Annotated in this window: 12 protein-coding genes and 3 tRNA genes; 10 read left to right on the top strand and 5 right to left on the bottom strand. The window is 44.6% G+C overall.

Annotated features, from left to right (window positions below):
* Positions 1–224: 224 nt before the first annotated feature.
* Positions 225–297: transfer RNA gene (locus F6K57_RS04405), tRNA-Ile, on the bottom strand.
* Between the two features lie 166 nt (positions 298–463).
* On the opposite strand from F6K57_RS04405, the gene F6K57_RS04400 reads away from it, so the two are divergent.
* From F6K57_RS04400 to F6K57_RS04385, 4 genes are all read left to right on the top strand, one after another.
* Positions 464–643 (top strand): hypothetical protein, encoded by a 180-nt coding sequence (locus tag F6K57_RS04400; protein ID WP_293065161.1) that lies wholly within the window; start codon positions 464–466, stop codon positions 641–643.
* A gap of 405 nt (positions 644–1,048) precedes the next feature.
* Positions 1,049–1,510: a tRNA (uridine(34)/cytosine(34)/5-carboxymethylaminomethyluridine(34)-2'-O)-methyltransferase TrmL gene (gene trmL / locus F6K57_RS04395; RefSeq protein WP_293018498.1), complete on the top strand. Its 462-nt coding sequence runs from the start codon at positions 1,049–1,051 to the stop codon at positions 1,508–1,510.
* Between the two features lie 1,389 nt (positions 1,511–2,899).
* Positions 2,900–5,263 (top strand): peptidoglycan DD-metalloendopeptidase family protein, encoded by a 2,364-nt coding sequence (locus F6K57_RS04390; RefSeq protein ID WP_293065158.1) that lies wholly within the window; start codon positions 2,900–2,902, stop codon positions 5,261–5,263.
* A 339-nt stretch (positions 5,264–5,602) separates the two neighbouring features.
* A tRNA-Met gene (locus F6K57_RS04385) sits at positions 5,603–5,675 on the top strand.
* 40 nt (positions 5,676–5,715) lie between these two features.
* On the opposite strand, the gene pyrE is transcribed toward F6K57_RS04385, so the two are convergent.
* A complete protein-coding gene (gene pyrE / locus F6K57_RS04380) occupies positions 5,716–6,327 on the bottom strand; it encodes an orotate phosphoribosyltransferase (RefSeq protein ID WP_293018270.1) in 612 nt (203 codons plus the stop codon).
* A gap of 146 nt (positions 6,328–6,473) precedes the next feature.
* Between pyrE and F6K57_RS04375 the strand changes: the two genes are divergently transcribed.
* Positions 6,474–6,941 (top strand): hypothetical protein, encoded by a 468-nt coding sequence (locus tag F6K57_RS04375; RefSeq protein WP_293018272.1) that lies wholly within the window; start codon positions 6,474–6,476, stop codon positions 6,939–6,941.
* Between the two features lie 56 nt (positions 6,942–6,997).
* On the opposite strand, the gene F6K57_RS04370 is transcribed toward F6K57_RS04375, so the two are convergent.
* Positions 6,998–7,070 (bottom strand) — tRNA-Ile (locus F6K57_RS04370).
* A gap of 169 nt (positions 7,071–7,239) precedes the next feature.
* Between F6K57_RS04370 and F6K57_RS04365 the strand changes: the two genes are divergently transcribed.
* The 4 genes from F6K57_RS04365 to F6K57_RS04350 all read left to right on the top strand — a co-directional run bounded on the left by F6K57_RS04365 (position 7,240) and on the right by F6K57_RS04350 (position 11,142).
* On the top strand, positions 7,240–7,962 hold the full coding sequence (locus F6K57_RS04365) for a hypothetical protein (protein ID WP_293065153.1): 723 nt from the start codon (positions 7,240–7,242) through the stop codon (positions 7,960–7,962).
* 354 nt (positions 7,963–8,316) lie between these two features.
* Positions 8,317–9,768 (top strand): hemolysin family protein, encoded by a 1,452-nt coding sequence (locus F6K57_RS04360; RefSeq protein WP_293065150.1) that lies wholly within the window; start codon positions 8,317–8,319, stop codon positions 9,766–9,768.
* Between the two features lie 52 nt (positions 9,769–9,820).
* A complete protein-coding gene (locus F6K57_RS04355) occupies positions 9,821–10,507 on the top strand; it encodes a lecithin retinol acyltransferase family protein (protein WP_293065147.1) in 687 nt (228 codons plus the stop codon).
* Positions 10,508–10,707: 200 nt separating this feature from the next.
* The gene (locus F6K57_RS04350) at positions 10,708–11,142 is read left to right on the top strand and encodes a hypothetical protein (RefSeq protein WP_293046716.1); all 435 of its coding nucleotides are present in this window, start codon (positions 10,708–10,710) and stop codon (positions 11,140–11,142) included.
* Between the two features lie 86 nt (positions 11,143–11,228).
* Here the strand turns inward: F6K57_RS04350 and trpD are convergent, their stop codons facing one another.
* Entirely contained in the window at positions 11,229–12,269 is a 1,041-nt protein-coding gene (gene trpD / locus F6K57_RS04345) for an anthranilate phosphoribosyltransferase (RefSeq protein ID WP_293065144.1), read from the bottom strand.
* Positions 12,270–12,336: 67 nt separating this feature from the next.
* Positions 12,337–12,816, bottom strand: coding sequence for a 2-C-methyl-D-erythritol 2,4-cyclodiphosphate synthase (gene ispF, locus F6K57_RS04340; protein ID WP_293065141.1), 480 nt, complete (start codon positions 12,814–12,816; stop codon positions 12,337–12,339).
* A gap of 302 nt (positions 12,817–13,118) precedes the next feature.
* Between ispF and F6K57_RS04335 the strand changes: the two genes are divergently transcribed.
* The gene (locus tag F6K57_RS04335; RefSeq protein WP_293065139.1) at positions 13,119–14,951 is read left to right on the top strand and encodes a CapA family protein; all 1,833 of its coding nucleotides are present in this window, start codon (positions 13,119–13,121) and stop codon (positions 14,949–14,951) included.
* Positions 14,952–14,974 lie beyond the last annotated feature (23 nt).

Raw genomic sequence — 14,974 nt, 5'->3', positions numbered from 1 at the left:
GATGTACTAGAGCAGCAAGTTTCCAGTGGCCCTGTGATTCGTACTCTGGATTTACCAAACCCCTACAATACTTCCCTACGGTTGCTAGAGCAATCGAGTGATATACCAATCCAAGTGGAAAACCAAGAATTTTTCTTGGCACCGCAGCCGCTACCACAGCTGCGTAGATGAGTATGGGTGAGATCAGTATGGGGTGATAGTAGTAGCTGACCGCAAGTGTTCAATCCAGGGTGCAGGAGTTGAACCTGCCTAGGGCAAATTATGAGTTTGCTGCCTCAACCGCTCGGCCAACCCTGGGTTATTCCTTTCTATTATGGTAGCCTGAATCAGGTTATTGCAACACTACTAACTAGAAATTCCCGATTTATCCGATAATTCACAGAACATAAGATAATCTAGCTGTATAGCAGGACTATAATACAGCACGGAACCAGCGGTAATTCGGAATAACGTTAATCACCCTATGAAATTCAACACAACTGTAGCGCTAACCATAGTTCTACTGACAATGATGTTAGGTGCAGGTGTCGTGAGTGCCTTTTGGGGATTCTCTCTCGGTCACGAAGCCCTCAAAGGAGTTACTCAACCGGATACTAACCATCCCCCTAGTCATACCTCTCCTGTTTCAGGAGGCTCCTCCTAGGAACGAGCCGCACTCCCACATCGCCTTTCGGCAAAGCCGACGCTACGCGAACAGGAAAATCCCGACGGCTCCATTGAAATCTCCCATGGCTAAATCAAGATTATATCCAGGGATTCGCAAGAGTACAAAACTCTTACTGGCTGAGCCAAACAGCCTCTAAACCCTCCCTTCGCCTAGCGGCGACCTAGGAGCATCAAACATCGGGCTTACTTGTTAGTTTTTGGTTCATGTCTTTAGCAGAGGCTTTTCAGCTTGCACATAAACCGCTGCTCTTTTGAGCGCATTAATCGGTGTTCCGATTTATCCATTCTAGCGGATATCATCGGAAAGAACAACAAATCTGGTCTCCAATTCCCCTCCCGTTATAGTCAAAGACTTAGCGGGAGGGGAATTGGAGTTGAAATGATGGTAAAAGTTGTCTTAATCAACCCGCAAATTCCACCGAATACCGGCAATATTGCCCGAACTTGCGCCGCCACCACTACTCAATTGCACTTAGTGGGTCCGTTGGGTTTTGAAATTAGCGATCGCTACTTGAAACGAGCAGGACTAGATTATTGGCCCTATGTAGATCTTAAATATCATGATTCCCTTGATGCATTTGTCAGCTATCACCAGAAGCAAGAGGGGCGTTGGATTGGCTTTACCAAGAGAGGAACATACAACTATATCAAGTTTCAGTTTCAGCCCAAGGACTGGTTATTGTTTGGCTGCGAAACCACAGGTTTGCCTCCCCATGTCTTAGATGCTTGTCAGGCTAAAGTCTTTATCCCCATGACCCAGCCGGGAGTTCGCAGCTTAAATCTCTCCGTCAGTGCTGCCCTTGGCTTATTTGAGGCCAGGCGTCAGTTGGGTTACTTGGAATAGGTGTTTTCTGTGTTAATAATTAGGACTTACTAAGTTTACTTGGTTTCCCCAGTCCTATTTGTATAAATTTTTGATATAGATTTCTTTTGTATAGATTTACTTGTATAGATTTTTCTTATAGATTTAGTTGTATCGATTTACTTGTATCGATTTACGTTTAAGCCTTAACCGTTTAATCCTTAATTAAAGCTTAGCACTTTAATATATCACTCCTGAAATCGGGTGTCAATAGAAATATCGACGGCGACTAAAGTCGCTGTTTCCCTCGTGCCACTGTTGCCGGACTACGATAGAAAAATTACATGGGGAGCAGCTGATTGCCCCACTCAAAACATACTTATCCCCCTTCAGGGGTTTAAACACTATAGCTAGAGTTCAAATGCCTAATTTATCCTCTACTGATGGTGTAAATAGGAAATGTCTGTATAAATGTGTAATTTTTGTGAAAAACAATCCCTCTCAGCGAATTCCCTAGGTGATCAATCAATAACTAGATTTTTAGATTTGGTTAAACTGTGTAAAAACGTTTTGTTGCACAAGTCTGTTTTAATCAGGGAAAGACGTCAAAACAAGCATCTTTGGGTAGAATCAAGGACTGTCAGCCTACAGCTGGCCGGACGCACCTTGGTTGAATGAGTTAGTGTGTGTAGAATTACTCACCAGAAATTAAGCTATCTAGAAGACTGAAATTACTTAACACATATAAGAAATTTCTATCATAAAGAGTAGGATTACCGAGAAATTACCCATAGATTTTGCTGATATCAAATGGGGAGTGATCAGTATACCAAACCAGCTATCAGTAGATAAAAGGAGGATTTGAAGGATTTTGTGAGCACACCATCAACTAGCAACCCACGATTAAGATCCGGGTTGATACAGGATTATACGGTTGTTGTCTTACCCAAAATTCCCGTAGAGTTCAGCTGTAATCAGTCAGTTGCTTCGAGAGTCCCATCGCTGTTTTTATGGCGCTCAAACAGAATAATCAGCAAATATGCTCGATTTTCTTGGGTTACTGAGGGTGGTTTCCCGGAGAACGCCTGATTAGCCAGTTACTTTATATGCATATATATGCAGCATATGCAGGAATCCGGAACGGCAGCCGTGGTCAATCCCGACAATATCTCTGCTATGGGATGTTGTCCACCTAGTTGTCTAAGGATAATTACCTATCAATGGCTTCAAGGTGTATCTAGCTATTGCCGTCAAGGAATAAATTTTTTAGTAGTCATGTGAGCTTGTCTAAATCAAAGAAGCACGGTAATCTTTGCTAAGTCTCCCAAATAGATGTGATTTGGATCACACTTTAGAAGTGAGTCACATCATTGACTGGTAAAAAATAAATCAGGAACTGTTAAGCGCTCGTCAAACACCAGGAGGACGTTTTTGAAAGGAACACTTACTGATAAGGTCAATCATGTTCCGACCTGTGCAGCAGAGTCATCAGATTCGCCATCGAAACTACCTGCAAGTAATCATCCGGTCGGTGCAGCAATTCCCCTTGAGGTGAACCGTAAGGCTCGTACCTCAGCAGCCATGATTGGATTGGCGATTTCCATGGGGGCATCTGGGTTACTATTACCTCAACAGGGTGATGAAGCAATGGCATTCGAGCCAGTTGCTCCTGAGCCAAGTGGGACGAATCTACCAGCAGCCGAATTTAAGGTTACCGCTGTTTCAATCCCCTCATTGCTAAACCCGGCTAAGGAGGGACAAGGGGGTGTCGAATCAAAGCCAGCCTCACCCTCAGAACTTGCGATTCGGCAAAGCCGACGCTACGCGAACGCGAATTTTAACAAGCTCAAAACCGATGAAACTCTCCCAATAGCCAGGAAGTCTACCATTGGTGAGGTTAAGGGTACTGATGTCAAAGCCTCATCTAAGTCTGAGGGTGTAGAGCCAAAACAGTTGCTAGCATCTGCACCAGTCTCAAAATCGGGTAACCTGTCAACGGATGCATCACAAGCTGTTTCCGACAAGACCAATAATCTTTTAAAAGCTAGACAAGACCTAGCCCTCAAGCGCCTTCAAAAACATCGAAACCGTCTGAGCAAAAGTCTGGTTCAGTTGAGGTCCGAGGAGTTTAACAAGTCTTATGAACTGGCATCAGCGACCCTTGGTTCTAGCCCACACACTTTACCCCCTGCAGTGCTAAAACCTGAGGGTTCAGTAACACAAACATCGCAGCCCATTGTTACGGTACCTACAGCTCCGGCGCTGCTCCCACAGCCAATGCCGAAAGTTGCTGTATCACCAGCCTTAACCCAATCAACTAGATCTGAGCCACTACCAGTGGTCATTCCAGTACCGACTCCAGAAACAACTGTCATATCGGCAGTCAAACCATCAGTTTTCAAGGTCAGTACTCCAAGAATTGCATCGGCTACAACCAAGGTAACTACAGAGCAACTAAATGTACCACAGCCAGTGGTGGTGGGAACTAGGCTGTCATCTACTGGCAACTCGTTTCACCAGGTCAAAGCTGGTGAAACCCTCGATTCTATTGCCCGTAGCTATGGTTTATCCCGCTCAGAGCTAGTCTTAGCCAATCAGCTAGATAATCCTCACCTAATTGAAATTAATCAACAGCTGAAAATTCCTCAATTTAGGAGATTCGATCACCAAAAGTCCTCTTTTACCTTGCTATCTAGCAATAGCCGGAAATCTAAATCTTGGAAGCCAGGAATAGCGCGACCATTGGATTTAGGAACTATCTCTGTTAAGACTTCTACTAGTAGAGATCAAATCACACCCGTATCTATACAGGAAAAACCTAAGGTAAAACCGTTAACTGAGACGATTCTGACTCAATCGACTTCAGACAGTGGTCTGTTAGCTCAGGCTAATTCCTCTATTGAAAATCAGCCCTTAGAGTCTATTAACTCTCAGCGCAACTCCTATGTTGAAAAATTAAGGGCTGATATTCTCAAGATGCGAGAAGAAATCCGGGAGAATAAAACCAGCCCAGAGGAAAACAAACCAATCAACCTAGGAGTTCCTACTAACGAGGCAGTTGCTGAACCCTCAGATAAGGAGTCTAAATCTGTTGAGATCACTCCCCAGTTCAATCCTGAGAATAATCAAGCAAGCGGTACAAAAGAGTGGCAATTATTACCGCAGCCACCGACAGCTCCACAGGCTCCTATTGCTATTCCAAGACCTCAGCTACCTCAGAAAACTAGACGCAGTTCTATTGCCATTCCTGTGCCTCCACCTGAGGTATCACAACCGAGAAGGATAGCTGTAGCTCCTGCCCCACCGGAACGATTTAACCCAATAATCCGCATACCGGTAGGAAAACCTGTTTCACCAGGAGTGCCACCTCTGTCTCAACCAGATATGTACTTGCCAGATAGCCCTAACCGCTTTAACGGATATATCTGGCCAAGTAATGGTGTGCTTACCTCAGGTTATGGTCGGCGTTGGGGACGGATGCACAAGGGCATTGATATTGCAGCTCCCATTGGGACACCGATTATAGCAGCAGCCCCTGGTGTTGTGGTCAGTGCTGGTTGGAATTCAGGTGGTTACGGTAAATTGGTGGAAATCAAGCATCCTGATGGAAGTCTGACCCTTTATGCCCACAACAGCAGAATTTTTGTGCGTCGTGGACAACAGGTTGGCCAAGGTCAACGAATTGCCGCTATGGGTAGCACAGGTTATAGCACTGGTCCTCACTTACACTTTGAGCTTCATCCCAGAGGTCGGGGAGCTGCCAATCCAATGGCCTATTTGCCTAGAAGACGGTAATAAAGTGATTTCAAGGGAAGTATCCCCATCAGGCCAAATTACCAGGTCGAAGGAGGAGACAGAGGTGAAGGGTAAGGTGAGTAAACGGAACTTTCCTACTCTTCCTCACCTTCTGGTGACAATATTTAGTATGACCCTTAGCAGCTTGAGCTAAAGGCAAAGTCTAAGCCTGAAGCCGAAATTACCTTTCCTATTTTTCTTCTACCTTTTCCCTATACCCTTTTACCTGTGCCGTTCCATGGGTGCCCATGCAGTATGCCAACTAAACTTCTGTTCAAGAAAATTATTTAGATAAATTATTGGCATTGATATGTTATAGTACATAAGGGTTGAAAAAAAGGCTCAGTAGCTCAGTGGTTAGAGCAAGGGACTCATAAGCCCGAGGTCGCAGGTTCAAATCCCGCCTGAGCCATATAAATTAGCTAGTTAACTGGGCTAGCCAACTGGGCTAGTCAACTGGATTGATCAAGAGAACCCTGGTAGTGTTCTCGGATTTCGTTAATCGAAAACAGAGCTTGAAACATTAGCCCAGCCGACTGATAAAGCTCGGCTCCACCTTGCAGCCGGTCAACCAGGGCTATTACCAGCTCTACCTGGTAACCGGCTTCCTTAAGGCGGTCCACGGCTTTCATGGCTGATTGCCCAGTAGTCACAACATCTTCCAATACCACTACTTTGGCTCCTGTGGGCAAAGTAGGACCTTCAATGTATGCCTTGGTTCCATGACCTTTTGGCTGTTTGCGGATAATTAGACCTGGGATAGGGCAGTTTTCTAAGGCAGAAACAATGCTAACCGCACTCACGATCGGATCTGCACCTAGAGTTAAGCCAGCAACTGCTTGAGTATCAGCAGGTAGCATTGAGAATAGCAAACGTCCTATTGCCAATGCTCCTTGAGGATGAAGGGTGACCTGTTTACCATTGATGTAATAAGAGCTACGCTGCCCTGACGAAAGCACAAAATCACCCTCTTGGTAAGCGAGTTGGCAAAACAAATCCAGCAGAAAAGGTCGCAGGGTAGGTAAATCCTTTGGCATGGACAGGGCTTGAGATTGGATGTTCATGAAACTTACTGAAAAAAACCTAGAGTCAAGGGAAAATGGGAGCCTACAAGCTACCATCAAACCGGTTGATTTGGATTTGGTGGGTATTCTTTCACCCGCTGGGGTAGTTTCCCCCTAATATCGGATACTATTGAGGAAAACTACGGGTGATTACGATGCAAATGCGTTGGGCAAAGCTGTTTAGTGTTGTAGTTATAGCAGCCACTGCTAGTCTAGGAGCAGGTGGTGCCATAGCAGAAACTAATTCGGAGGAGTTGGAGCTAATTCCTCTAATAACCTTACCTGAGGCTTTTGAAAACGCTTTTTTTGATAACTCTGGGGACTTTTTCGAAAACAGGAGCATCAAGAGTCAAATCGATACAATTTTCGGTTCCGGATGGCCACCTGCGTTTCCAGAACTAGCACTTGAGCGGGATGCTGAGCGTGTCAGTAATCTTTATCGGGATCTACTAGAGCAGCAGGTTTCGAGCGGTCCTGTCATTCGTACTCTGGATTTACCAAACCCCTACAATACTTCCCTACGGTTGCTAGAGCAATCGAGTGATATACCAATCCAAGTGGAAAACCAAGAATTTTTCTTGGCACCGCAGCCCATACCACAGCTGCGTAGATGATGAGTATGGGCGAGATCAGTATGGGGTGATAGTAGTAGCTGACCGCAAGTGTCCAATCCAGGGTGCAGGAGTTGAACCTGCCTAGGGCAAATTATGAGTTTGCTGCCTCAACCGCTCGGCCAACCCTGGGTGATTCCTTTATATTATTATGGTAGCCTGAATCAAGTTATTGCAACACCACTAACTATAAATTCCCGATTTATCCAATAATTCTGAGAACATAAGATAATCTAGCTGTATAGCAGCACTATAATACAGCACGGAACCAGCGGTAATTCGGAATAACGTTAATCACCCTATGAAATTAAACACAACTGTAGCGCTAACCATAGTTCTACTGACAATGATGTTAGGTGCAGGTGTCGTGAGTGCCTTTTGGGGATTCTCTCTCGGTCACGAAGCCCTCAAAGGAGTTACTCAACCGGATACTAACCCTAAGAAAAAGTTGACAGGAAAGAAGGGGTCTTCTTCTGGGAAAGAAGGGGTCTTGATTGTGAGCGAGAAGGATATCCTGGTTAACGTTCACGCCCACATACACAATAAGGGTAAAAATCCTTCGGCTAAGAAAAACAGCCAGAAAACTAAGCAAATTAGTTGGTCTAAGCCCGCTCAGAAGGAGTCGTCGTCTGATGTATTGACTCAAGAGGCATCCTTCACTCGGAAAAACCCTAAGCTAAATTTACCGGTTAAAAGTCAGGATAAGGGAGTCACCCTAGCGGTAAATTCTGCCAGTGTGCAGGAGGGTTCTTTAATGTTGGATGTCAGCTTGAAGAATCAGAGTTCTAATCCAGTCAGGTTTCTGTACAGCTTTTTGAATGTTACCGATGATCGCGGTCGTGCCCTAAGTGCAATTACGGAAGGCTTACCAGGAGAATTACCGGCTAATGGCAAGGAATTTTCTGGAACAGTGAGCATACCGACAGCTTTACTAGAGAACTCCGAGAAGCTTTCCCTGACACTGACCGATTATCCGGATCAAAAACTACAGTTGAAAATGTCTCAGATTCCTGTAGTTAGATAAGGAAGCAGCTCGAGGGAATGGTTGTTAAGGAGAAAACCTTGACGCTATCCTAAAATCTTATGTTGATAGCAAGCAACTAAGGCAGTTTCAGAGTCAGTCTCACGGCCAGTCTCACAGCCAGTTTCACAGCCAGTTTCAGAAATTTCCTTGACTGGCATTCGTGAACTAGCTCAAGCAAATGCTAGTAATACAACTGAAAACCCCATAATACAACTGATAAGTTTTTGATGGTAACCGATAACTCCATACCAAGCTGCCCTAGCTCTAAGAAGATACATCAGAAGGCAACCGTAACCAGCAAAAAATGAAAATTATTTGCTTTTACCTTTCACCTTTTCTATGGTTGCCAACCTGATGGTTCTTCTAACAGTGGATGCTTCTATTAGCCTCTCTGAGGGAGAGGTTTTTCTGGGATTGTTATCAGTGCTACTACTGATAGCCATCAATGCTTTTTTTGTCACGGCTGAGTTTTCGATGGTGGCCGTGCGGCGATCGCGGATTAGCCAATTAGTAGATGCGGGTGACGTGCAAGCAAAGACGGTTCAGGCTTTGCAACAGAGCATTGACCGATTACTATCTACAACTCAGTTAGGGATTACCCTCTCGAGCCTTGCTCTGGGATGGATTGGGGAGACTACCATGGCAACTTTGGTAGCAGCTGGGATAGCAAAGCTACCAATAACGCCAGATCTAAGTCCAGTTATTACCCATTCCCTAGCAATCCTGGTGGCATTTTTCCTGATTGCGTATCTACAAATTGTTTTGGGGGAACTTTGCCCCAAATCCCTGGCTTTACTTTACTCAGAACAACTAGCACGGTTTCTGGGGCCACCCAGTCTGGTAATTGCCAGGTTTTTCAATCCTTTTATCCAGATTTTGAATCAATCTACCCGCTGGCTCCTGAGGTTGGTGGGTGTTCAATATTCTGGTCAAGGTTGGTATAGCCGTGTAACGCCGGAAGAGTTGCAACTCATAATTACCACTGAACGGGAGTCTATTGGACTGGAAGCAGAAGAGAGAAAACTACTGAAAAATGTGTTTGAGTTTGGGGAGGTAACAGCCGCAGAGGTAATGGTTCCCCGCACCAGTCTTATTGCTATTTCCCATGCAGCAACCTTCGAAATCTTGTTAGAGGAAGTTGCCAAGACTAGTCACTCTCGCTATCCTGTGATTGGGGCATCCCTAGATGATATTCGTGGCATTATCGACTTCAAAAAATTGGCTAAACCTTTATCTAAAGGGAAGCTAGGACTTCAGACACCGATTAAATTGTTGGTTTGCCCAGCTAAGTTTGTCCCAGAAACTACCCCATTGAGTGAATTACTGCCGATGATGCAGCGATCGCATTTGGCAATGGTGATGGTGGTGGATGAGTTTGGAGGTACAGCTGGATTAGTCACCCTCAAGGATTTAATTGCTGAAATTATTGGTGATGGACCTGAATCTGACATAACCCAGGACTTGACGGTACAAATTCTGGACGAGTATACCTTCCTGGTGCAAGCTCAGATGAATATCGAAGAAGTCAACGAACTTTTGGATTTAAACCTACCTGTAATTGATGACTATCACACTTTGGGCGGTTTTCTGCTCGACAAGTTTCAGAAAATTCCTGTACCCGGTGAAACCTTAAATTATGACAATCTAGAATTGACCGTTGTGTCTGCTTCTGGAGCGCGCCTAAACCAAATTCGCATACGCCGCCAGCAGCCACAAGAGAATAATTCAGTAGATGTTTCCGATTCTGATAAAATGCCGATAATTCCCAGCAAGGAGGATGTCTCCTTTGATAATGGAGGGCTTTGATAGTTTTGGTTAATTTTATTTGATTAGTGCCGGAGAAAACCAAGAGAAAATAATGGCGCGAGGAGATCAAATTTACGTATTCCAAAAGTTTCTTAACTTTGAAGGGGTTTACCAACATCATGGTATTGACTGTGGAGACGGTAGTGTGATCCACTACCGCAAAAAAACTGAGACAATTGAACGTAATTCTATGGCTACCTTTGCTCTAGGTGAAACAAAAATTTATGTCAAACAGTACTCAGTTTGTTTAATTCCAGATGTTGTGATTCGTCGGGCAGAAAGTCGATTAGGGGAAAGGCAATATAACCTAATTTTTAATAACTGTGAACACTTTGCTAATTGGTGCAAGACTGGGAAAAATGAAAGCCAGCAAGTCAAGGATTTTATTCCGGTAATTAGTAATACGAATATCGAGGGTTTGTACGAAGCTATAAAACAAGCACTTCAGGGAGCAAAGCAAGACGATACAACTCAGTTACTTAATCAAGCATTATCTGATCTCAGGGTGGTTTGGGATGAGATTCAACCTAAGTATAAACAGGAACTTAAAGAAATTAATGTCTGGCAGCAAGTGGCAATTCAAGCTATTAAAAACAATAGAGAAGACTTAGCCCGTGCGGCTTTGATGCGGAAGCGGAACTATGAGAAAAGCGCCACGGACAAGAAAGCTCAACTAGACCAGTTAGCGAAGATGACAGAAACCTTGATTCGCAACCGTATGAACTGGCAACAAACCTAGCGGGTTGGTTAAGTAATCAGAAAGCTACTTTGAGCGGTCAGCTATCAGCAATCATAACTTATGGGGTCGATTTAATTTTATGACCCCTACTCCCTACTCCCTACTCCCTACTCCCTAAAATCTAGGACGAGGTACTTCAAGCAATTCAGAACTGCTATATATTCTTACTATAGTTTAGTTGTAAAGATCCAAAAAACTGAATGGAACGTGGTTTACTATGGTTACCTCTGCTAGCAGCATTTTGCTGGCTGGCTTGGTCAGGTTGGAACGAATACCAAAAGATTGAAGCTTATCGCCGCTGGGCTGAACAGTTTGAACGGGCAAAGTATGATATCTATGCCGTGCTTGGTCAAAACGGCAGTGACCTGACTTGGGGCAAACCCACTAGAAATGAACCAGTAAATCTAGAAACCTTTTCCCTCAAAGACGTTAAATCAATCAACTTGCTAGTTGATAATCAAGTGGTTGACTTAGAGCAACCACCGGATAAAGGTCGTGCGATCGCATTAGAATTTCAGTTCCTCAAACCCATAGATCCAGTCAAAATTCCCTTTACAGAAATTCCGTTGGCAGTGGAGTGGGGAAAATATCTCCAGTCATTAACTATAGCGCTGGGTGAAGGGAATAGGGAATAGCTAACTTCGGATCTCGACATTGGGTAGCACCCTCAGCCATTAATCCCAGGTTACCCTGACAAGTCAGACCTGGGGCTGCTGGTGAGTTAAGCTAAAAACTTCACCAATTGCTCTAACTTCAACCAAGGGGCACCGCTCGCCATAACATCCTTTGCCATAGCAATCCCTGCTGTGTGGTCTTCGAGAGGTATAACACCGGCGACTTGAAGGGCTAATGAAGCATTTAATGCCACCACATCCTGCTGGGCTGGTGTTCCTTTACCTTGCAAAACATTCCGTAAAATTGCTCCATTTTCCGCTACATCACCGCCTCGTAGGGACTCAGTAGGAGCAGGAGTTAGACCGAGATGTTCCGGATTCAGACTCAAAAGTCGCACCTCACCCCCCGATAGCAGTGCCAAGTCAGTTTCATCTGCCAATCCCGCCTCATCTAATTTTTCCCTGCCATGGAGAACTATTGCGTTGGGAGTACCCATTAAACACAACGATTGCGCTACAGTTTCTACAAAGTTGGGAGCATAGACACCAATTACCTGACCGGTGGGACGCAAGGGATTTACCAATGGTCCTAACAAGTTAAACACTGTCCGTACTTTGAGGGTTTGCCGTAACGGTGCCACTGCTTTCATGGCTGGATGCCAACCCCGAGCAAACAGAAACGTTACCCCTACCTCATCCAGGGCTGCCTGAATCTTGTCCGGTGCTGCTGATAAATTTACTCCTAAGCCTTCGAGCACATCAGCGGAACCGACCTTACTAGAGGCAGAACGATTACCATGCTTAGCCACCAGCACTCCAGCTGCCGCAACTACAAAGGCTACTGCGGTAGAGATATTAAACGTAGACGCGCCATCCCCACCGGTACCACAAGTATCAATAACGGGTTGGTTGTGTTCAATGGTTGTCTTTTGCAAAGACTGGGATTGTAGCACCTGAGCCATCCCTGCCAATTCGGTAGCGGATACTCCTTTAGCCTGGATAGCTGCCAAAAGTGCGCCAGATAAGACGGTGGGAATTTCTTCATTCAACCATCCCTGCATCAGTTGTGATGCCTGGTCACTGGATAACGATTGCCCATCCAACAACTGTTGCAACAAACTGGGCCAGTTAGAAGAGGTTTGAACCATTATTTATAGAAGCTGAGTATTTGATCTAGAAATGCGATCGCATTAACTATTCAATCACTATTTCCGATCAATCTCCCACTAACAACGCTACAGCATAAGCGGCAATTCCCTCTTCACGTCCCACCGGGCCCAACTTTTCATTAGTGGTTGCCTTAATGCCAATTTGGTCAGGCTTCAGGTCTAGGACTACACTTAAGCGATCGCGCATCGTCTTAATATGAGGCTTAAGCTTAGGACGCTCTGCCACCACTACCGAATCAATATTGCCAATCTGCCAGCCATGGGATTGGATCAACTGATTCACCTGACTCAACAATACCAAACTATCCGCACCCGCCCATTTTTCGTCAGTTGGGGGGAAATAATGACCAATATCGCCCAAACTCAAGGCTCCCAGCATGGCGTCCATGATGGCGTGAGTCAGGACATCGGCATCACTGTGACCGACTAATCCCAATTCATGAGGAATTTCCACACCTCCGATAATCAGACGGCGACCTTTGCCCAATTTATGGATATCGTAACCGTTGCCAATCCGAATAGTCATTTTTCCCACTAAATCCCCCGTTAACAGAGCAAGCGATCGAATTTTACCTGTTTTTTAAAGTCTAACAATCAGGCTTTTTACTTATTATTTAAAGTATCAAAAAAATTACCTTTCTGGTTAACCCTTCCACTATTCAGCAACAGCATTTTATGAGTAGTTGTGCTCATTGCCAAACTGGGATGCACCATGATTTATTTTTTTTTAAACGCAATTCGTTGAAAAATTATCAAACAACGGCGCAAGAGGATATGGATAATAGCAAGAGGATATGGATAATAGCTAGGGCTATATTCATGCTCTTTATGGTCTTATTTTATTCGGGTCAAGCACTTTCTCTTAGCCAAGTAGAGGAAAAAAACTATATCATTGCTAACTTTGTTGGGGATGTGATGATGACAAGGCGATGGGAAAACACCCCTGATAGTTTTATCCCTAAGTACGGGGTCAATGCAATTTTTGAGCCGACTCGGGAGATTTTTGCCCAGGGAGATATTAATTTCGCCAATCTGGAAACTCCGTTGAGCGATCGCGGTACTCCTCACCCCAGCAAATTTGTAAAATTCCACACCAAGCCCGAATATGTATCGGGACTAACCTACGCAGGTATTAACGTAGTTTCCCTTGCCAACAATCACACTTTAGATTTCTCAGAGGAAGGGTTACAACAGACCATTGATGTGCTAAATGCCAACAATATCAAGCACTTCGGTTCAGGGATGAACCTTGAAGCCGCAGCTAAACCACTGTTAATGGAAATACACGGAATTAAAATTGCCTTTCTTGGTTTCTCTGGAATTACCGGCAAGCAACCTCCCTGGCTGTATGCTGATGTGGATCGCGCTGGTTCGATGCGACTAACCAGCCATTATTTAGAAGAGGGAATCAAGACTGTTCGTGACCAAGCTGATGTGGTGATTGTGTCGATTCACGGTGGGAAAGAATACAGCAGCGAACCCGGAAGCTGGCGAGAATTAGAGCATTTGGCCATTGACTTGGGCGCAGATTTGATTGTTTCTCATCATCCCCACGTCTTACAAGGGGTGGAAATGTACAAAGGAAAACTGATTGCCCATAGTTTGGCTAACTTTGTCTTTGACCAACCTTGGTTTGAAACCTTACCGAGTATGATTCTTACCTGCAAGATCGATAAGGATGGTGTCTTTGAAGCGTTTTTCCATCCTATTTATCGCGCTGATTATGTGCCGAAGTCCGTTAGGGGTAATCTGGCTAACTCGATTATTAAAGAAATTGCCGATTACTCGTCTAAATTTTCGACATTGGTTTTACCTGAAGAGAATATCGGACGGATCATTTTGGATCGAGATAGCATATCCCAGGATAACAAGGTTATTCAAACAACAATTCCCCTTCAGCCAACCCAGGACAAGTACAGTCTCTCCACTCCCATTGTTCTGGACGAGTCTTGGTTGCTTTCTTCGGTTTCCGCAGATGCCAAAGCAGAAGCAAGATTTGGTCGGGATCTTCTCTGGTTGAGTGGATTTGAAGAATCTGAAATCAATTTATGGGATTTGAACGGATCGGGTGAATTGTACGATGATTCTGTGGCTAAATTTGGCCAACGTTCTTTGCAAATTACTGGGATGTCTAGCAACAGTTCCGACGGGCAAGCAAATCTGACATCGAAAATTCCCGTTGAGTCTGGCAAAAACTACACCCTTTTAGGTTACGTGCAAACTGAGCAAAATGCCAAAGCTAAGGTTGAAATCCAGTATTATACTCACCAAGGACGCAGATCCAAATATTACAGCGATTATAGCGATCGCCCTTTGCCACCCATTTCCAGTGAAACTGCGATGGCCTTATCTGAGTCTGTTCCTTGGCAATTGTTCAGTTTCGATTTTCAGCCTCCCGAAAACACGGAGGCTGTTGACATTGTTTGCCAAAATGCTTCGACTGAGGGAGCAAATAACCGGGCTTGGTTTGATGGCTTAATGCTGATTGAATGGCAAGAAGATTTTGCCCCGCTGCCTCAAGAATTACCGACACCCAATAATCTCAAAGTATTGCAAGTTCGCAGCCACAATCAAGAGAGTCTGAATATCTGGCTGGGGAAAACTACCTATTCCCAAAGGTTAAATATCAATTATACTGAGAATACTGGCTCGATGTCCTAGGATATTTTCTAGGATATTTTTAT

This window comes from Moorena sp. SIO4A5, assembly GCF_010672005.1.
Classification (GTDB): domain Bacteria; phylum Cyanobacteriota; class Cyanobacteriia; order Cyanobacteriales; family Coleofasciculaceae; genus Moorena.
This window is presented reverse-complemented; position numbering and strand designations above follow the sequence as displayed.